The following is a 17,938-nucleotide window of genomic DNA, read 5'->3' on the forward strand; positions in this document are numbered from 1 at the left end:
CTCCCAGAACCACCCGACCCGGTGTTTATCGAGCTGTGATGATCAGCTGCGCTGCGCGAACGCGCTTTCGTACAGGCAAACGCTGGCGGCCGTGGCCAGGTTCATCGATTCGGCGTGACCGTAGATGGGAACGGTAATGGTCCGGTCGACCACGGCGAGATCTTCGTCGGTCAGGCCGCGGGCCTCATTGCCGAACAGCCACGCCGTCGGAGCGACCAGGAGTCCCTCGGTGCGTGCGGCAAGCAGATCCGTGCCCTTGACATCGGCGGCGAAGATCTGCAAACCGGCGAACCGGGCACGCTCGCGCACATCCGACAGCGTCGCGCTGACGGCGACCGGAAGGTGGAAGATCGATCCGGTCGATGAACGCACGACCTTCGGGTTGTACAGGTCCACGCTGCGGCCGGTGAGGATCACGGCGTCGGCGCCGGCGGCATCCGCGGCACGGATGATGGTGCCCGCGTTTCCGGGATCGCGCACCTCTTCGAGGATGGCGATGAGCTTGGGCTCGCCCGCGAAGATGTCCTTGACCGAGGTCGGGAACTGCCGGCAGACCGCGATGAAGCCCTGCGGCGTGACGGTGTCGGCCATCGTCTCGAGCACCTGCTCGGTGACGAATTCGAGGTCGGCGCCCACCTCTTCTGCGACCTGCGCGATCTCGGGGTGTCGCTCGAGGGCGGTGGGGGTCACGAAGAGTTCGACGACGAGGTCGGGCCGGAAGTTCAGGGCCTCGGAAACCGACTGCGGACCTTCGAGGAGGAACAGCCCCGTCTCGGAGCGAGCGGCTCGATTCGCCAGTTTCGCGACGGCCCGCACACGCGGAGTACGGGGATTATCTAACATGCGACCAGCTTACTTGCCGGGGCGGGGAGGCTGTGCCCCGCGGGGCACACGCGGCCCCCGCGAACCGGCCCCGGGCACGCAAAACGGGAGCGGGCGCTGGGCCCGCCCCCGTGAAGAGTGCGTGGTGGTACTGGTGCCGGCTGAAAGCTACGCGGCGACCCGGGGCGCCGACGTGTCGGCGGGCAGTGCTGCCTTGGCGCTCTCGACGATGGCCGCGAACGTGGCGGGCTCGTTGACGGCCAGCTCGGCCAGCATGCGACGGTCGACCTGGATGCCGGCCAGGGCGAGGCCCTGGATCAGACGGTTGTAGGTCAGGCCGTTGGCGCGGGACGCAGCGTTGATCCGCTGGATCCAGAGGCGACGGAAGTCACCCTTGCGTGCACGACGGTCACGGTAGCTGTAGGTGAAGGAGTGAGTGAGCTGCTCCTTGGCCTTGGTGACCAGACGCGAACGCTGACCGCGGTAACCCTTCGCGCGCTCGAGAATAACGCGACGGCTCTTGTGGGCGTTGACGGCCCTCTTTACTCTTGCCATTTTCTTAGTTCCTTTAGGGGTACGGGTCTAGCGACCGAGAAGCTTCTTGATGACCTTGGTGTCGGCCTTGGACAGCACCTGGTCCTGGTTGAGGCGGGACTTGCGCTGGGTGCTCTTGACCTCAAGGTTGTGGCGCAGGCCGGCCTGCTGCTTCATGATCTTGCCGGAACCGGTGACCTTGAAACGTTTCTTCGTCCCGGAGTGGGTCTTCATCTTAGGCATCTTTTTCCTCCAGTTTCGCTGCCTTATCGGCAACTTTGTCAGCCTTTTCGGCTACCTTTTCTGCCCGATCGGCAGCCTTGTGTGCGTTGATCTCGGCCTTGGCTTCCGCTTTGTTCTTCAACGGGCCAACGACCATGACCATGTTTCGACCGTCGATGGTCGGGCTCGATTCCACGGAACCGAACTCGGCGACATCCTCGGCAAATTTTTGGAGCAGACGTACGCCCTGGTCGGGACGGGACTGTTCACGGCCACGGAACAGAATCATGGCCTTGACCTTGTCGCCGGCCTTCAGGAAGCCTTCGGCGCGTTTGCGCTTGGTCTCGTAGTCGTGCGTGTCGATCTTGAGACGGAAACGAACCTCTTTCAAGATCGTGTTCGCCTGGTTGCGCCGGGCCTCTTTGGCCTTCTGCGCAGCTTCGTACTTGAACTTGCCGTAGTCCATGATCTTGGCAACGGGCGGCTTCGAGGTCGGTGCAACCTCGACGAGGTCGAGGTCGGCCTCCTGTGCAAGGCGCAGCGCAACATCGATGGCCACGACCCCTACCTGCTCGCCGTTGGGACCAACGAGACGAACTTCGGGGACGCGGATACGGTCATTTGTACGGGGATCGCTGATGCGTCTCTCCTCTTCTCATGCATCGTGGCTACAGCCAGGTGACGGATGTCGCCCGGAGACGAAGAGAGGAAGATCGCATCTGGATTGCCGGGGAAAACTTCCCGAACATCACAGACGACACCCTGTCTACCCTCGAGAACCGGCCTCCTGTCGGAGTCCGGCGCCGCGAAGGCGGAGTGCAACTACCCGGTAACCTTGATGAAGCGGTATGCGCGGGTGGGAGATTATCCACTTTCGTACCGAGACTTGCATCTCGGAGCCCGGTCGAGTCTAACAGAGGAATGCAGTGAGCAACAGCAACGAGCAGGATGCAGCCCAGGCGACGCGCGATATCGCCGACGTGCCGGCCGTGGAGATCATCACGACGGCATCCGTGCACCTGATGAGCGCCGCCGCGGTCAAGGTGGGCCTGGCCGACGACCCGGAGAACCAGACCGACCTCGACGAGGCCCGCAAGCTGATCACGGCCCTCGCCGGTCTGATCACCGCTGCCGCCCCCGACATCGCGGACATGCACGCGCGCAGCCTGCGCGACGGTCTGCGGTCGCTGCAGCTGGCGTTCCGGGAGGCCTCGGCCATCCCCGACGCGATCGGCCAGGGCCCGGGCGAGAAGTTCACCGGCCCGGTCAACTAGCGCGAACGGCTGCGGGGGATCGCCATGGATCTGAGACTGCTGTTTCCGTTTCGAAAGGATGCCGGTGTCGCGCAACGGGCCACACCGGCCCGTCGGCGATTCATGTGGGGCGTGATGGTGCCCTATGCGATCACGCTTGTTCTCACCTGGATAGACGTGATCCCCCGGTGGGTGCTGTGGCCGCTTCTCGTGGCCGTCTTTCTGCTGGTCACTGTGCTCAGCAACGTCTGGGCAGGCCAGGACGCCCTCGCGGAGTTGGACAAGGACGACGTCGGCGACAACCCGATGCCGTAGGGCGTGTCCCGGCACCGTTTCCGGGCCGGGCGCAGCGAGTGGTGGGTACCCGGACCGCACGACCGCCGCTGCGCGTCCGCCGGACGTCGTGGCTAACTCAGGAGATCCGTCCGGTTACGCCGGGCATCGGCGCCGGTTCCGCACTGGTCCGCGGCGGCCCGCGACCGATGACGACGGATGTCCTGAGTTGGCCGCGTCCACGGTCGTTCGCACACACACGTCCCTAGGTCTGGCAGCGCGGGCACCAGTAGGTGACCCGCAGTTCGAGCTCGGTGCGGCCGAGCCGGCCCTGCTCGACCGCGGTACCGCAGCGCCGGCAGGGCTGGTCGGCCCGGCCGAAGACCCAGCTCTGCATGCCGCGCCGGGCGTTGCCGGTCGTGATCCGCTCCGTGCGGTCGCGGTTCGCCAGGATCAGCCGGCGGGCGAGTGCGACGAGGCCTGGGACATCCGTCACCTCGGCCACCGGCCGGGTCGGCAGCAGCCCGCGCAGGAAGCACAGCTCGTTCACGTATTCGTTGCCGAGCCCGGCGAGGTTGCCCTGGTCGGCGAGCGCCACAGCGATGGGACGGTCCGGCCGGAATTCGAGCCGGCGCACGGCTTCGGCCGCGTCCCAGTCGGGACCGAGCAGGTCAGGCCCGAGGTAGTCGAGCAGGGCGGTCTCCCGCGTGAGCGGAACCACCTCGAGCAGCCCGAGTTCGAAACCTACGGCCACCCACTCCGCCGTTTCGAGCACGATGCGCGCCTGGAACGCTGGGCGGCGCCACGTGCTCCCGTGCCGATACAGGTGCCACGATCCCTCCATTTTCAGGTGCGAGTGGATGCTGGCCTCCCCCACGCGCATCAGCAGGTGCTTGCCGCGGCTGAGAACCTCGTGCACGGTCTGCCCGGTCAGGTCGACGGTGGCGAACGCCGGCACGCGCACGTCGCAGCGGGTGAGCCGGGCGCCGGCAAGGGCCTGGTCGAGGTTCCGCGCGGTGCGGTAGACGGTGTCACCCTCAGGCATGCAGCTTCACTCCCCGCGGGGTGATGCCGAATCCGGCCGCGAGCAGGGCGGTGCCCACCGCGGTGCCGATCACGAATACCCCGTTGACGGTCTCCACGCCGAGCTTCGGAACCCGCCCGGAGGTGACCGTGCGGGCGAGGGCGGCGGCGGCGGCCGTCACAACGGCATCCGGTTCGGTGACGGCCCCGATGACGGGCCGACCGGCCGGTTGAGCATTTCCATCGGCTCCGTCCTCGGACGCTCCGTCGAACGTGAGCACGGTCTTGCCGCCGCGTTCGACGTAGAGCACGAGTGCCCCGTCGACCAGCACGACGAGCGCGCCGGCTTTTCGCCCCGGGCGGTGCCCGGTGCCCTCCGGCAGCGGCGGCCAGGGCAGCACCGAGCCGTACGGGTTGGCCGGGTCGGTGGCGGCGAGGGTGATCGCCACCGGTTCCGGATGCTGCGCCTCGGCGACAGAGGACCGGAGCCGGTCGATCGTGCCGGCCGTCGCGAATTGGGCGGCCCCGAGCCCCTCGATGAAGTAGCCGCGGCGGCAGCGCCCCATCTCCTCGAAGCCGCTGAGGGTGCGGTAGACGAGGGCGAAACCGCCGGTCACGCCCTCCCCCATGACCGCACCGCGGGTGACGACCCCGTAGCGCTCCAGCAGGGTCTCGCCGAGGGCGTGCGCCCGCCGGGTAGGCGAGTCGTCGGCGGCCGGCACGATCGACCAGCGACCGGAGACGGTCGGCGGCCCTGTGCGGGAGGGCAGGGTGCCGCGCGCGGGGACGCGCCCGCCGTGCAGCCGGGCCCGCGGGGCTGCCCGGCGGGTGCTGTGCGCCGCGCGCCCGCCGGAAAGCAGTGCGCGCACGGGGGCGAAGGTGTCGTTGCCCACCAGCCCCGCCCAGACCAGGTCCCAGAGGGCGGCGGCCAGGCCGGCGTCGTCCTGGCTGCCGACGGCATCCGCGAGCTGTCGGAAGAAAAAGGCTCCGCCGCCGGCCAGGGTGGTCAGGATTTCCTGCTGCAGCGCCGTGGTCTCCAGGGGGGTGGGCAGCGGCAGGGTGAGCGGCGCGGTCTCGCGTAGGTGCAGGCTGATCCAGCCGTCGTTGCCGGCCAGCGTGCCGGCGCCGGCCCAGAGCACCTCGCCGGTGTTGGTGAGCTCGTCGAGCAGGCCCGGCCGGTAGTCGACGACGCGCGACGGCAGCACGAGGGTCTCCCAGGCGGATGCCGGGATGCGTGCCCCCTCCAACTGCTCGATCACGGATGCGACCCCGTCGATGCCGCGCAGGCGCCCGCCCACGTGCTGCCAATCCGGCAGGAACCGGCCGATCGTGACCTGATCGACCGGCTCGACCTCGTGCCGCAGCGCGGCCAGGGACCGGCGGCGCAGACGGCGCAGCACCTCGGCGTCGCACCACTCACTGCCGGTGCCGTGCGGGCGGAACTCACCCTCGAGGAGCCGGCGGGACCCGGCGAGCCGCCGGAGGGCGACGAGCGCCACGGCCGGGCCGAGCCCGAAACGCGCGGCCACGTCGGCGAGGGTGAACGGGCCGTGGGTGCGGGCGTACCGGCTGACCAGGTCGCCGAGCGGGTCGGGCACCGGTTCGGTGAACACTGCCGGGACCCCCTGCGGCAGGGGGACGCCGAGCGCGTCGCGGAGCCGGGCGGAGTCCTCGATGGCCGCCCACCACTGCTGCCCGGCGAAACCGACCGGGATGATGCGCCGGGCCTCGGACAGAACCTGCAGACCCTCGGCGGCGCCCGGGGACACGGCCGGGTCGAGGCGCTCGGCCACCTCCGCGGTGGTGAGCGGCCCGAGCTGGCGGAGCAGGTCGGCGATGCCCTCGACCCCGCGCGCCTTCCGGTCGGCAGGCAGCCGCTGCAGTTCCAGGTCGGTCTGCTCGATCACGGCCGGGTCGAGCAGCTCCCGCAGCTCCACCCGGCCGAGCAACTCGGCCAGCAGGCTGGAGTCGAGCGAGAGGGCGGTCGCGCGGCGCTCGGCGAGCGGGGAATCTCCCTCGTACATGAACGCGGCCACGTAGCCGAAGAGGAGGGTGCTCGCGAACGGACTCGCGGCATCCGTCTGGGTTTCGACCAGGCGCAGGGCGCGACTGTCGATGCGGCGGGTGAGGGCCATCAGCGCGGGCAGGTCGTAGACGTCCTGCAGGCACTCGCGCACGGTTTCGAGGATGATCGGGAAGGTCGGGAAGGCGCGGGCCACGTCAAGCAGCTGCGCGGCCTTCTGCCGCTGCTGCCACAGCGGTGACCGGCGGCCCGGGTTGTAGCGCGGGAGCAGTAGCGCCCGCGCGGCGCACTCTCGGAACCGGGCGGCGAACAGGGCCGACCCGCCGACCTCGTCGGTGACCACCTGTTCGAGCTCCGCCGGGTCGAACACAAAGAGGGAACTGCCGGGCGGGTCCGACTCGGTGTCGGGGATGCGAACGACGATGCCGTCGTCGCTGGCGACGCAGGCACCGTCGAGCCCGTAGCGTTCGCGCACCCGGGCACCCACGGCGAGGGACCAGGGGGCGTGCACCTGCAGGCCGAACGGGGAGTGCAGAACCACTCGCCAGTCGCCGAGTTCGTCCCGGAACCGCTCGACGATGAGGGTGCGGTCGGTGGGCACCTGGCCAGTCGCGGCCCGCTGCTCGGCGAGGAAGGCCAGGAGGTTGTCCACGGCCCGTTCATCGAGGCCGCCGGCCCGGCAGCGCACCCGGGCCTCTGCGACCGGGAGCGCCGAGACCTCGCGCAGGAAGGCGCCGATCGCCTCGCCCAGTTCGGCGGGCCGGCCGAGGCCGTCGCCCTTCCAGAACGGCAGCCGCCCGGGCTCGCCGAAGGCCGGCAGCACGAGCACCCGGTCGTGGGTGATCTCCTGAATACGCCAGCTCGTCGTGCCGAGGGCGAAGACGTCGCCGACCCGGGATTCGTAGACCATCTCCTCGTCGAGCTCACCCACGCGGCGACCGGTCACCTGGTCGCCGCCGACCATGAAGACGCCGAACAGGCCGCGGTCGGGGATCGTGCCGCCGCTGGTCACCGCGAGCCGTTGGGCACCCGGCCGCCCGGTGAGGATGCCCGTTTCCCGGTCCCAGACGATGCGCGGGCGCAGCTCGGCGAATTGGTCGGAGGGGTACCGGCCGGCGAGCAGGTCGAGGGTGGCCTCGTAGGCCGAACGCGGGAGGGAGTGGAAGGGGGCGCTGCGGCGCACGGTGTCGAACCACGCCTCGGCGTGGATGGGTTCGAGGGCGGTCGCCGCGACGGTCTGCTGGGCGAGGATGTCGAGCGGGTTGGACGGCACCTGGAGGGATTCGATCAGGCCGGCGGCCATGCGCTCGGCCGCGACGGCCGCATGGATGAGATCGGCCCGGTGCTTGGGGAAGATCACGCCGCGGGAGACCTCGCCGACCTGGTGCCCCGCCCGGCCGATCCGTTGCAGCCCGCTGGCGACGGACGGCGGCGACTCCACCTGCACGACCAGGTCGACGGCGCCCATGTCGATGCCGAGCTCCAGGCTGGAGGTGGCCACCACGCAGCGCAGCCGCCCGGCTTTGAGATCGTCTTCGATCACCGCGCGCTGCTCCTTGCTGACGGAGCCGTGGTGGGCGCGGGCGAGCAGCGGCTCGGCCCCGGCGCTCTGTCCGCCGGCCCCCATGACAGCGGCCGGCGGGGCGGATGCGGCAGCACCGGCGGGTACCAGGGCCGGCAGCGGCTCGGGCAGTAGCGCGGGCAGCAGCTCGTCTTCCAGTCGCTGGGCGTAGATCTCGTTGAAGCGCGCGGTCAGTCGTTCGGTCAGCCGGCGGGAGTTCGCGAACACGATAGAGGAGGTGTGCGCGAGCACCGCGTCCACGATCGCCTCCTCCACATGCGGCCAGATGGAACCGGTCTGCGGGGCGGCGGCAGCCGTCGACCCCTCCCGCACGGGAGCCGGACCGACCTGGCTCATGTCGTCGACGGGGACGACCACGCTGAGGTCGAATCGCTTGGTCGACACCGGAGCGACGATCTCCACCGGAGCGGAGCCGCCGAGGAACCGGGCCACCTCGGCGGCCGGCCGCACGGTGGCCGACAGTCCGATCCGCTGCGCCGGCCGGGTGAGCAGGTCGTCGAGCCGCTCCAGGGAGACGGCCAGGTGCGCGCCGCGCTTGCTGGCCGCGACCGCGTGCACCTCGTCGATGATGACCGTGTCCACGTCGCGCAACGATTCCCGCGCAGCCGAGGTGAGCATGAGGAACAGCGATTCAGGTGTGGTGATGAGGATGTCCGGCGGCGTCTTCACCAGGGTGCGGCGCTCGGCGGCCGGGGTGTCCCCCGACCGCACGCCGACGCTCACCCGGGGCGGGGCGAACCCGAGGCGCTCGGCGGCCTGGCCGATGCCGACCAGCGGGGCACGCAGGTTGCGTTCCACGTCGACGCCGAGCGCCTTGAGCGGCGAGATGTAGAGAACGCGGGTTCCCGGAACGGTGACCCGGCCGGGCTGCGGCACGGCGGCATCCGTGGCCTTCGAGGCAGCCGACGCATCCGAGGCCAGGCGGTCGATAGCCCAGAGGAATGCGGCGAGGGTCTTGCCGGACCCGGTGGGAGCCACGACCAGCGCATGGGAGCCACGGGAGATGGCGTCCCACGCCCCGAGCTGAGCCTCGGTGGGTGCGGCAAAGGCCTGCGCGAACCAGGCGCGGGTGGCCGGCGTAAATCGGTGCAGAACCTCGTTCATACGTCCATCCTTGCTGATCCGTCTGACAGCACCCACCGCGCCCGTTCGAACGAATTCGACGGAGATTTTGAGTCAAACACCACTTTTGGAGCCCAAACGTGGCGTTCGGGGCAAAATCTCCGTCGAATTCGTTAGGGGCGCGGGCCGTCCGCGGGCGGAGCAAGAGGCGCGGAGCGCGGGACCGGGACGCGGACCGGGACCAGATCGAGACAAGATCGGGACCAGATCGGGACCGGGACCCGGTAGCGGCCGCCTAGGTGGAGGGAACCAACTGCACGGTGAGGGAGTCGACCTGGGTGGCGATGACGTCACTGGACGACCAGCGGGTCGCGAGCCGGGCGAGGGTGGCGTCGAGTTCGGTGCGGGTCAATCCGTCCACGAGTTCGAGGCGCACGACCAGTTCCGGTCCGGCGAGGCGCGCGGCCGGGTCGCCGGGCGCCAGCTCCACCCCGAGCACGCTCAGCTCGGTGGCGACGGACTCGGCGAAGGCATCCGCGACCTGCCGGTTGGCATAGCTGGGCGTCCAGGGCAGGGACTGGGCGATGGCCCAGAGGGCGGGCCGCCGAATGACGAACTCGGTGGGCGCGGTCGGGTCGAGCACGACCAGGTCGGTCTCGTCCTGGGCCGCGGCCAGCGCCACCTTGATGCCGTCGGACGGCACCGGCCGAGCCTGGGTGTTCCAGGCAGCCATCGCAACGACGGAGGAGAACACCGGCAACACCGTGCGGCCGTCGGGTCCCGCGACGGTGATGATGGAGAGTTCCTGGGTCTTGTCGACGACGAGTCCGGTCGCGGTGGTGCCCGCGTCACCGAGTTCGGTGACCAAAGGAATGAGCAGTCGGGCGGTGCGGAGGACGTCGACCACCGTTTCCTCCCCCACCTCCCGGGCGTGGAAGCGGCGCAGCGCCGCGAGCAGCGACTCCGGTGCCAGCCCGTCGTCCTCGGCGTGCAGGCTCGGCGCGAAGGTGCGACCGGCCCACGGCTGTCCGGCAGAGTCGGCGAAACCGCCCGGGGCACCCTGGCCGCCGGGGCCGCCGGGGAGGCCAGTGGAGCCGAGGTTACGCGCCCGCGACATCCAGCGCCTCGCCCAGGGTGAAGGCCCCCGCGTAGAGGGCCTTGCCGACGATCGCGCCCTCGAGCCCGAGCGGTACGAGTTCGCGCAGCGCGCGCAGGTCGTCGAGGCTGGAGATGCCCCCGGAGGCGACGACCGGACGGTCGGTGCGCTTCATCACCTGGCGGAGCAGGTCGATGTTGGGTCCCTGCAGCGTGCCGTCCTTGGTCACGTCGGTGACGACGTAGCGGGAGCAGCCGGCCTCCTCGAGGCGGGCGAGCACCTGCCAAAGGTCGCCGCCCTCCTTGGTCCAGCCGCGGGCGGCGAGGGTGGTTCCGCGCACGTCGAGCCCGACGGCGACGGCGGCCCCGTGCCGCTTGATGACCTGGGCCGCCCACTCCGGGTCCTCCAGTGCCGCTGTGCCGAGGTTGATCCGGCTGACGCCCGCCTTCAGGGCCGCGTCCAGCGACGCATCGTCGCGGATGCCGCCGGAGAGCTCGATCTTCACGCCCGTGACCTCCCGGATCACGGTGCGGATGACGTCCGTGTTGTTGCCACGGCCAAAGGCCGCGTCGAGGTCGACGAGGTGGATCCACTCGGCGCCCTGGCGCGCCCAGTCGAGGGCCGCGTCGACGGGGTCGCCGTAGTTCGTCTCCGTGCCGGCCTCGCCCTGGGTCAGGCGGACGGCCTTTCCGTCGGCCACGTCAACGGCGGGCAGCAGAACGAGACGGGGGGAAGTGGTGTTCACAGTCATGGGTGTCCTCGGTTGGGAGTGGTCGCGCAAGACCAGGTCAGTCAGGAAAGAGTCGGGCTAGTTTGTGAGAGTGCCGAGCCAGTTGTGGAGCAGACGGATGCCTGCTTCACCGGATTTCTCCGGGTGGAACTGGGTGGCCGTGAGCGGTCCGTTCTCAATGGCCGCCAGGAACGGCTGTCCGTGCTCGGACCAGGTGAGAATCGGCTTCGGGAACGGCGGCATGACGTCGAGGGTCCATTCCTGGGCGGCGTAGGAGTGCACGAAGTAGAACCGCTCCTGCTCGAGGCCGCGGAACAATGTCGATCCCTCCCCCGGCGTGACCGTGTCCCAACCCATGTGGGGCAGCACCGGCGCCGTCAGCTGCGTCACGGTGCCGGGCCATTCGCCCAGCCCCTCGGTGTCCACGCCACGTTCGACCCCGTGCTCGAACATGATCTGCATGCCCACGCAGATGCCCAGCACGGGGCGGCCGCCCGCGATCCGGCGGTCGATGACCTCGTCGCCGTGCACGGCCTTCAACGCCTGCATGACGGCACTGAACGCGCCGACGCCGGGCACGACGAGGCCGTCGGCTTCGAGTGCCTGACGGCGGTCGCTGGTCAGCGTCACCTCGGCCCCGGCGAGTTCGAGTGCCTTGACAGCGGAGTGCACGTTACCGGTGCCGTAGTCGAAGACGACGACGCCGGTCACAGCGCACCCTTGGTGGACGGGATGCCGGACACCAGCGGGTCGAGCGCCTTCGCCTGGCGGAACGCCCGGGCGAACGCCTTGAATTCGGCTTCCGCGATGTGGTGCGGGTCGCGGCCGCCCTGCACGGTGACGTGCACGGTCAGGCCCGCGTTGAAGGCGATGGCTTCGAAGACGTGGCGCACCATGGAGCCGGTGAAGTGACCGCCGATCAGGTGGAACTCGAACCCGGCCGGCTCCCCCTGATGCACGAGGTACGGGCGCCCGGAAATATCGACGACAGCCTGGACGAGGGCCTCGTCGAGCGGCACGACAGCGTCACCGTAGCGGGAGATGCCGGACTTGTCCCCGAGGGCCTGCTTGATCGCCTGGCCGAGCAGGATGCCGACGTCCTCGACAGTGTGGTGCACGTCGATCTCGATGTCGCCGCGGGCGCGCACGGTGAGGTCGGTGAGCGAGTGCTTCGCGAACGCGGTGAGCAGGTGGTCATAGAACGGCACCGACGTCTGGATGTCGGACTCACCGGTGCCGTCGAGGTTGAGCGACAGGTCGATGCTGGACTCGCTCGTCTCACGCTGCAGGTGGGCGAAACGGGACGAGGTGGTCGCTGAAGAGAAGCTCATGCGGCTAGTTTATTGCCCCGGCCGTTCAGGGTCGCCCCAGTGCCTCGAGGGCGACGAGGAATGCCGTGGTCTCGGCTTCGGTGCCCGCGCTGACCCGTAGGTGGCCCGGGATACCGACGTCGCGAACGAGGATGCCTTCCGCCAGCAGGGCCTCGAAGGTGGTTCGGGGGTCCTCGACCCCGCCGAACAGCACGAAGTTGCTCGCGCTGCGCCGGGGCGTGTAGCCGAGGCGGGCCAGCTCGCTCACCAGACGGTCCCGCTGGGAGCGGATGTCGTCGACCATGGCGAGCATGGCGGGAGTGTGGGCGAGCGCGGCCACCGCGGCTGCCTGGGTGAACGCTGACAGGTGATAGGGCAGGCGCACCAGTCGGAGCGCATCCGTCACGGCCGGGTCGGCCGCCAGGTAGCCGACGCGGGCACCGGCGAACGCGAACGCCTTGCTCATGGTGCGGGACACCAGCAGGCGTTCCCGACCGGGCAGCAGGGTGAGGGCGCTCGGCTCGTCGCCCGGACCGAACTCGGCGTACGCCTCATCGACGACGACGATGCCGTCGGTGGCGTCATAGACGGCCGCAATCGTTTCCAGGGACAGCGGCGTTCCGGTGGGATTGTTCGGCGAACAGAGGAAGACGAGGTCAGGGGCCACCCGGTCGACCCATTCGACCGCCGTGGCCGGGGAGAGTTCGAACTCGGCGTCGCGACCGCCCGCAATCCAGCGCGTGCCGGTGCCGGAGGCGAGCAGCGAATACATGGAGTAGGTCGGCGCGAAGCCGAGCACGGACCGTCCGGGGCCGCCGAAGGCCTGCAGCACCTGCTGGAGAACCTCGTTCGAGCCGTTGGCCGCCCAGATGTTCTTGCGGGTGAGGCCGTGCCCGAGGTACCGCGAGAGGGCGTCGCGCAGTTCGGTGAACTCCCGATCGGGATACCGGTTCACGGTCGTGACCGCCACGGCCAGGGCCGCCACAATGTCTTCCGCCACCTCCGCCGGGATGCCGTGGGTGTTCTCGTTCACGTTGAGAGCCACCGGAACGTGCAGCTGGGGAGCGCCGTAGGGGGTAAGTCCGCGCAGATTATCGCGGAGAGGCAGATCGTTGAGACTGGTCACTCCCCCCATGCTACCGGGGCGCGTTGCCGGAGCGGGTCTAGAGGTCGTTCGGCAGCGCCAACCGCTGACCGGGCTCCACACTGTCGGACGGCAACTGGTTCAGGCTAACGATCTCGGCAATCACCTCGCGCGGGTCAGACGTGGGCGCGACCTTCTCCGCCAGTTGCCAGAGCGACTGCCCCGACTGGATGGTGACGTAGTCGAAGGCCGTAGCCACCCGACCGACGGTCGTGTTCTCCGCGGCGGCGATGCCGCCGTTGAGGGCGACGATCAGAGCCAGGGCCACGAATGGAGCGGCTGCCAGCGACGTGAAGACGACGCGACCGCGCCGGGTGAGTCGGAGCCGGGTGCGACCGGTCGCGATGGGGGCGCTCAATTCAAGTGCAGTGCTCATTTCCTACCTCCTGTGTGAAGACGTATCCGGCTCTCGGCCGGGAGGGCCGGATACGAACTTATGTTCCGAATGTATATTCGATTATTCGAACAATCAAGTCCTTTTCGGTTGTTTCTGAAAAGTTTCTTCCGACCCACTCGAATACATGTTTGTTTTATGAGCAAGACGCGGATACAGTTTCGATTGTTGGTTGAAACTCAATCAGGCACCCCCGACATTCGCGTGAATCGGCGGCACTCGCTGCCTGCCGCCAGCGCATCCATCGAAACGAGGAGCGACGAACGTGGCGCAGAACACCAGCGGTCCCCGCGACAAGGGCGGCACCAGACGGCGCAAGAGTCTGAGCGAGAAGCAGCTTGCAATCCTTGATGTCATCCAGCGCTCGGTCAGCCAGCGCGGCTATCCGCCGAGCATGCGCGAGATCGGCGACGCCGTCGGCCTGTCGTCCCTGTCGAGCGTCACCCACCAGCTCAATCAGCTGGAACTGAGCGGCTACCTGCGCCGTGACCCGAATCGTCCCCGCGCCCTTGAAGTGCTCATCGAGATTCCGCAGTCGCCCGAGGACACGACCTCCGGCACCGCGGAGAGTTTTCACACCGGCGTGCAGGTGGGCGATGCCGCCATGGTCCCGCTCGTCGGCCGCATCGCCGCCGGCATCCCGATCACCGCCGAACAGCAGATCGATGAGATCTTCCCGCTCCCCCGCCAGCTTGTGGGCAAGGGCGACCTGTTCATGCTCAAGGTGTCCGGCGAATCCATGATCGACGCCGCCATCATGGACGGCGACTGGGTCGTCGTTCGGCAGCAGAAAACCGCTGAGAACGGTGAAATCGTCGCAGCAATGCTCGACAACGAGGCGACCGTCAAGGTGTTCCGCCAGCGCGACGGCCACACCTGGCTGCTCCCCCGCAACACGAATTTCGAGCCGATCGTCGGCGACCACGCCGAGATCCTGGGGAAGGTTGTGGCGGTTCTGCGATCGGTTTAGGGTCGGAGTACTTCAACACCTCAGTGCCCCTGGTCTCGGCAGGCTCGACCAGCGTCGTGGAGTCTTTGATTTGTTGGGTCGCCATAGGGTCCTCGGGCCGGGCACGAAAGCCGTTTCGGGGTCGTGCCCGGCCTGAGGGCGGGGTGGAGCAGCGGGTTAGGCGGGGACGGGGGCCTGCAGCCGGGCGCGGACAATGCGGGTGGCAGCGATCATGTTGTGCAGGGACTCGACGGTCTCGGCGTAGCCGCGGGTCTTGAGGCCGCAGTCCGGGTTCACCCAGAGCTGGCCGGCCGGGATGGCCGCCACGGCCCGCTCGAGCAGGTCGGTGAGCTCGGCCACGCTCGGCACACGCGGCGAATGGATGTCCCACACGCCGGGGCCGATGCCGTGGTCGAAGCCGTGGGACTGGATGTCGCCCACGACCTCCATGCGGGAGCGTGCCGCCTCGATACTGGTCACATCGGCATCCAGGTTGCGGATCGCGTCGATGACCACCCCGAACTCCGAGTAGCAGAGATGAGTGTGGATCTGTGTGGCGTCGGCCGCACCGGCCGTCGCCAGGCGGAAGGATCCCACCGACCAGTCGAGATAGTCCGCCTGGTCCTTCTGCTTCAGCGGCAGAAGCTCCCGCAGCGCGGGCTCGTCCACCTGGACGATCTGGATGCCCGCCGTCTCGAGGTCGGCTATCTCGTCGCGGAGCGCCAGGGCCACCTGCCGGGCCGTGTCGCCGAGCGGCTGGTCGTCGCGCACGAACGACCAGGCGAGGATCGTGACCGGGCCGGTGAGCATCCCCTTGACGGGCTTGGGCGTCAGCCCCTGCGTGTACGCCGACCACTCGACCGTGATCGGTCGCGGCCGGGACACGTCACCCCAGAGAATCGACGGTCGCACGCACCGGCTGCCGTAGGACTGCACCCAGCCGTTCTCGGTGACCGCGAACCCGTCGAGGTTCTCGGCGAAGTACTGCACCATGTCGTTGCGTTCCGGCTCGCCGTGCACGATCACGTCGAGGCCGATGTCCTCCTGCAGCCCGACGACGCGACCGATCTCGGCAAGCATCAGGTCCCGGTAGTCCGTGGCGCTCAGCGACCCCCTGAGCAGCTGCGCCCTGGCCCGACGGATGTCCCCGGTCTGCGGGAAGGATCCGATCGTTGTCGTCGGCAGGAACGGCAGCCCGAGGGCAGCCTCCTGGGTCGCGACCCGGACCTCGTAGTCGCCGCGGGTGAAATCGGCCGGGATGAGCGCATCGGCGCGCTCCCGCACGGCGCCGTCCTGCACGCCGGGAGCCACCCGACGCGCGTCGCGGGCCGCGGTGGCCGCAACAAGGTCGGCCTCGATGGCGGCCCGCCCCTGGGCGAGCCCGCGGGCGAGCGTGGCCACCTGCGCGACCTTCTGGTCGGCGAAGGCCAGCCAACTCTTCAGGTCGCTGTTCAGCGCGGACTCGTCGTCGACGTCATGGGGCACGTGCAGCAGCGACGTCGAGGTGGAGACCGTGATCCGCGGCGACAGCCCGTCCAGGCCCACCGCCGTGTCGAAGGCTGCTGCCAGGTCGCCGCGCCAGATGTTGTGGCCGTCGATGACGCCGGCCACCAGGGTGGTCGTGTCCAGTCCGGGGGTCTCCGCGGGAACGGTTCCACGTACGAGGTCAAGGCCGATGGCTTCCACCGGGGTGGCCGCGAGAACGGGCAGGGCGTCGTCGAGGCTGCCGTAGGGTGCGGCGACGAAGAGAGCGGGGCGCTGGGCGAGGGCGCCGAGGGTGTTGTAGGCGCAGCGAAGGCCGGCGAGGGCATCCGCTCGCGGGGTGTCGATGCTTTCGCTGACCAGGGCCGGCTCGTCGAGCTGCACCCATTCGGCTCCGGCGGCGCGCAGCCGCTGCAGGAGGGCGGCGTAAACCGGCAACAGGTCGTCGAGGCGGTCGATTGGGCTGAACCCGGCCGGTGCCTGGTCGCTGGGCTTGCTCAGCAGCAGGAAGGTGACCGGGCCGACGATGACGGGCCGGGTCAGGAACCCGGCCGCCTTCGACTCTTCGAACTCGCGCACGAGGCGGGTGCCGGCGAGGGAGAACGCGGTCTCTGGGCCGATTTCCGGGACCAGATAGTGGTAGTTGGAGTCGAACCATTTGGTCATCTCGAGCGGCAGGTTCTCACCTTCGCCGCGGGCGAGGGTGAAGTAGCCGGCCAGGTCGAGGTGACCGTCCGCACCGCGGAGGTCCGCGAACCGGGAGGGGACGGCACCCACCGTGCACAGGGCATCCAGCATCTGGTCGTAGTAGGAGAACGATTCGGGGATGGACGAATCGTCCCGGCCGAGCCCCAGCTGCACGAGGTGCTCCCTCGTGGTCTGGCGCAGGGCGGCCGCGGTCGCCTCGAGCTCGTCGGCGCTGACCGATCCGGTCCAGAACGCTTCGACGGCCTTCTTCAATTGCCGGCGTGGCCCGATGCGCGGGTAACCCAAGATGGTCCCGGCGGGGAAAGCGGGAGGTGCGGATGAGATGGTCATGAGTACTCCTTGACAGGGTGAGAGGCAGGAAATTCGGAGACTGATGGAGCTGGAGTGGGAGTGAGCAGACCGCAGCGCTCGAGCACGGCGAGCACGGTCTCGTGCTGGTTGAAGGCGTAGAGGTGCAGGCCGGGGGCGCCGCCGGCGATGAGTTTCCGGGCCAGTTCTGTGGCGTGACGGATGCCGATCTCACGCTGGCCTTCCTTCGTCGGCTCCACCTCGAGCGCGATAGCCAGTTCGGAGGGAAGCTCCTCGCCGGACAACTCGAGGATGCGGCGCAGCCGGGCGGGACTGGTGACCGGCATGATTCCGGGCAGGATCGGGAACTCGACCCCCGCGGCACGGGCCCGCTGGATGAAGCCGAGGTAGTGGTCGGCGTGGAAGAACAGTTGGGTGATCGCCAGGTTGGCTCCGGCGGCCTGCTTGGCCAGCAGCGTGTCGATGTCCTGGGTGGTCGACCGGGAGCGCGGGTGGCCGTTCGGGAACGCGGCCACGGCGATGCGCACCTTCTCCCGCTCCCGCTTGATCGTGCGGGCGGCAGGGAGCCCCGGGATCGCGGCCTCGCGGTACGGCACCCGCTCGGCCTGCACCCGGTGAATCAGCTGCACCAGCTCCGCCGCGCTGCCCAGGTCGCCCAGGAAGGCGTCACCCTCCCGGGTGCCTTCCGGCGGGTCCCCGCGCAGGGCCAGGAAGTTCCGCACTCCGGCGTCCAGGAATTCCCGGATCAGCCGGCTGGCTTCCGCGTTGGACGAGCCGACGCAGGTGAGGTGCGCCAGCGGGTCCACGGTGGTGGTACGCAGGAGGTGGGTGAGCACGTCCAGGGAGGAACGCCGGGAGGAGCCGTTCGCGCCGTAGGTGACCGAGATGAACTCGGGGCCCGCCGCGGCGAGCCGCTTGATGGTGGCGTGCAGCGCGGAGGTGGCGGCATCCGATTTGGGCGGATACAGCTCGAACGAGAACGGGATGTTCCCGCACGCAGGGTCCGAGGTGTCAGGCATTGC

The 17,938-nt window shown here is 69.2% G+C and carries 17 protein-coding genes; 3 read left to right on the forward strand and 14 right to left on the reverse strand.

Features of this window, described 5'->3' with window-relative positions:
* Positions 1-42: 42 nt before the first annotated feature.
* From E3T28_RS00635 to infC, 4 genes are all read right to left on the reverse strand, one after another.
* Positions 43-843 (reverse strand): TrmH family RNA methyltransferase, encoded by an 801-nt coding sequence (locus E3T28_RS00635; RefSeq protein WP_134426911.1) that lies wholly within the window; start codon positions 841-843, stop codon positions 43-45.
* A 147-nt stretch (positions 844-990) separates the two neighbouring features.
* Positions 991-1,377 (reverse strand): 50S ribosomal protein L20, encoded by a 387-nt coding sequence (rplT, locus tag E3T28_RS00640; RefSeq protein ID WP_134361871.1) that lies wholly within the window; start codon positions 1,375-1,377, stop codon positions 991-993.
* 27 nt (positions 1,378-1,404) lie between these two features.
* On the reverse strand, positions 1,405-1,599 hold the full coding sequence (gene rpmI / locus E3T28_RS00645) for a 50S ribosomal protein L35 (protein ID WP_134426913.1): 195 nt from the start codon (positions 1,597-1,599) through the stop codon (positions 1,405-1,407).
* The gene (infC, locus tag E3T28_RS00650) at positions 1,592-2,218 is read right to left on the reverse strand and encodes a translation initiation factor IF-3 (RefSeq protein ID WP_134426915.1); all 627 of its coding nucleotides are present in this window, start codon (positions 2,216-2,218) and stop codon (positions 1,592-1,594) included. Before infC ends, rpmI begins: the two co-directional genes overlap by 8 nt.
* A 286-nt stretch (positions 2,219-2,504) precedes the next feature.
* Here infC and E3T28_RS00655 point away from each other — a divergent pair, with 286 nt between their 5' ends.
* Both E3T28_RS00655 and E3T28_RS00660 read left to right on the forward strand, forming a co-directional pair.
* Positions 2,505-2,852 (forward strand): DUF1844 domain-containing protein, encoded by a 348-nt coding sequence (locus E3T28_RS00655; protein ID WP_134426917.1) that lies wholly within the window; start codon positions 2,505-2,507, stop codon positions 2,850-2,852.
* Between the two features lie 24 nt (positions 2,853-2,876).
* Positions 2,877-3,146, forward strand: a complete 270-nt coding sequence (locus E3T28_RS00660) for a hypothetical protein (RefSeq protein ID WP_134426919.1) — start codon at positions 2,877-2,879, stop codon at positions 3,144-3,146.
* 223 nt (positions 3,147-3,369) lie between these two features.
* On the opposite strand, the gene E3T28_RS00665 is transcribed toward E3T28_RS00660, so the two are convergent.
* The 8 genes from E3T28_RS00665 to E3T28_RS00700 all read right to left on the reverse strand — a co-directional run bounded on the left by E3T28_RS00665 (position 3,370) and on the right by E3T28_RS00700 (position 13,450).
* Positions 3,370-4,149 carry a DNA-formamidopyrimidine glycosylase family protein gene (locus E3T28_RS00665; RefSeq protein ID WP_134426921.1) on the reverse strand — a complete coding sequence of 260 codons (780 nt, stop codon included), beginning with the start codon at positions 4,147-4,149 and terminating at the stop codon, positions 3,370-3,372.
* Complete coding sequence (locus E3T28_RS00670; RefSeq protein WP_134426923.1) at positions 4,142-8,836, reverse strand: ATP-dependent helicase; 4,695 nt, start codon at positions 8,834-8,836, stop codon at positions 4,142-4,144. The genes E3T28_RS00665 and E3T28_RS00670 overlap by 8 nt, the downstream gene beginning before the upstream one ends.
* A gap of 253 nt (positions 8,837-9,089) precedes the next feature.
* Positions 9,090-9,911 carry an SseB family protein gene (locus E3T28_RS00675; RefSeq protein ID WP_134426925.1) on the reverse strand — a complete coding sequence of 274 codons (822 nt, stop codon included), beginning with the start codon at positions 9,909-9,911 and terminating at the stop codon, positions 9,090-9,092.
* Positions 9,895-10,641, reverse strand: a complete 747-nt coding sequence (priA, locus tag E3T28_RS00680; protein ID WP_134426927.1) for a bifunctional 1-(5-phosphoribosyl)-5-((5-phosphoribosylamino)methylideneamino)imidazole-4-carboxamide isomerase/phosphoribosylanthranilate isomerase PriA — start codon at positions 10,639-10,641, stop codon at positions 9,895-9,897. Before priA ends, E3T28_RS00675 begins: the two co-directional genes overlap by 17 nt.
* A gap of 57 nt (positions 10,642-10,698) precedes the next feature.
* On the reverse strand, positions 10,699-11,331 hold the full coding sequence (hisH, locus tag E3T28_RS00685; RefSeq protein WP_134426929.1) for an imidazole glycerol phosphate synthase subunit HisH: 633 nt from the start codon (positions 11,329-11,331) through the stop codon (positions 10,699-10,701).
* Positions 11,328-11,951 carry an imidazoleglycerol-phosphate dehydratase HisB gene (hisB, locus tag E3T28_RS00690; RefSeq protein ID WP_134426931.1) on the reverse strand — a complete coding sequence of 208 codons (624 nt, stop codon included), beginning with the start codon at positions 11,949-11,951 and terminating at the stop codon, positions 11,328-11,330. The genes hisH and hisB overlap by 4 nt, the downstream gene beginning before the upstream one ends.
* Before the next feature lie 25 nt (positions 11,952-11,976).
* Entirely contained in the window at positions 11,977-13,065 is a 1,089-nt protein-coding gene (locus tag E3T28_RS00695) for a histidinol-phosphate transaminase (RefSeq protein ID WP_134426933.1), read from the reverse strand.
* Between the two features lie 28 nt (positions 13,066-13,093).
* Positions 13,094-13,450 (reverse strand): LysM peptidoglycan-binding domain-containing protein, encoded by a 357-nt coding sequence (locus E3T28_RS00700; RefSeq protein WP_134426935.1) that lies wholly within the window; start codon positions 13,448-13,450, stop codon positions 13,094-13,096.
* A 283-nt stretch (positions 13,451-13,733) separates the two neighbouring features.
* Here E3T28_RS00700 and lexA point away from each other — a divergent pair, with 283 nt between their 5' ends.
* The gene (gene lexA / locus E3T28_RS00705; protein WP_134426937.1) at positions 13,734-14,438 is read left to right on the forward strand and encodes a transcriptional repressor LexA; all 705 of its coding nucleotides are present in this window, start codon (positions 13,734-13,736) and stop codon (positions 14,436-14,438) included.
* A gap of 156 nt (positions 14,439-14,594) precedes the next feature.
* Here lexA and metE read toward each other — a convergent pair whose 3' ends face one another.
* On the reverse strand, positions 14,595-16,937 hold the full coding sequence (gene metE, locus E3T28_RS00710) for a 5-methyltetrahydropteroyltriglutamate--homocysteine S-methyltransferase (protein ID WP_134426938.1): 2,343 nt from the start codon (positions 16,935-16,937) through the stop codon (positions 14,595-14,597).
* Positions 16,934-17,935, reverse strand: a complete 1,002-nt coding sequence (locus tag E3T28_RS00715; RefSeq protein ID WP_134426940.1) for a methylenetetrahydrofolate reductase — start codon at positions 17,933-17,935, stop codon at positions 16,934-16,936. Before E3T28_RS00715 ends, metE begins: the two co-directional genes overlap by 4 nt.
* Between the last annotated feature and the right edge of the window lie 3 nt (positions 17,936-17,938).

It is taken from the genome of Cryobacterium sinapicolor (assembly GCF_004403465.1).
Lineage (GTDB): Bacteria > Actinomycetota > Actinomycetes > Actinomycetales > Microbacteriaceae > Cryobacterium > Cryobacterium sinapicolor.

Coding starts and splice junctions, on each gene's coding strand:
- E3T28_RS00635 (WP_134426911.1), bottom strand. CDS start 843: ATGTTAGATAATCCCCGTACTCCGCGTGTGCGGGCCGTCGCGAAACTG.
- E3T28_RS00700 (WP_134426935.1), bottom strand. CDS start 13,450: ATGAGCACTGCACTTGAATTGAGCGCCCCCATCGCGACCGGTCGCACC.
- E3T28_RS00675 (WP_134426925.1), bottom strand. CDS start 9,911: ATGTCGCGGGCGCGTAACCTCGGCTCCACTGGCCTCCCCGGCGGCCCC.
- hisB (WP_134426931.1), bottom strand. CDS start 11,951: ATGAGCTTCTCTTCAGCGACCACCTCGTCCCGTTTCGCCCACCTGCAG.
- priA (WP_134426927.1), bottom strand. CDS start 10,641: ATGACTGTGAACACCACTTCCCCCCGTCTCGTTCTGCTGCCCGCCGTT.
- E3T28_RS00670 (WP_134426923.1), bottom strand. CDS start 8,836: ATGAACGAGGTTCTGCACCGATTTACGCCGGCCACCCGCGCCTGGTTC.
- metE (WP_134426938.1), bottom strand. CDS start 16,937: ATGACCATCTCATCCGCACCTCCCGCTTTCCCCGCCGGGACCATCTTG.
- rplT (WP_134361871.1), bottom strand. CDS start 1,377: ATGGCAAGAGTAAAGAGGGCCGTCAACGCCCACAAGAGCCGTCGCGTT.
- E3T28_RS00665 (WP_134426921.1), bottom strand. CDS start 4,149: ATGCCTGAGGGTGACACCGTCTACCGCACCGCGCGGAACCTCGACCAG.
- E3T28_RS00715 (WP_134426940.1), bottom strand. CDS start 17,935: ATGCCTGACACCTCGGACCCTGCGTGCGGGAACATCCCGTTCTCGTTC.
- rpmI (WP_134426913.1), bottom strand. CDS start 1,599: ATGCCTAAGATGAAGACCCACTCCGGGACGAAGAAACGTTTCAAGGTC.
- E3T28_RS00660 (WP_134426919.1), top strand. CDS start 2,877: ATGGATCTGAGACTGCTGTTTCCGTTTCGAAAGGATGCCGGTGTCGCG.
- E3T28_RS00695 (WP_134426933.1), bottom strand. CDS start 13,065: ATGGGGGGAGTGACCAGTCTCAACGATCTGCCTCTCCGCGATAATCTG.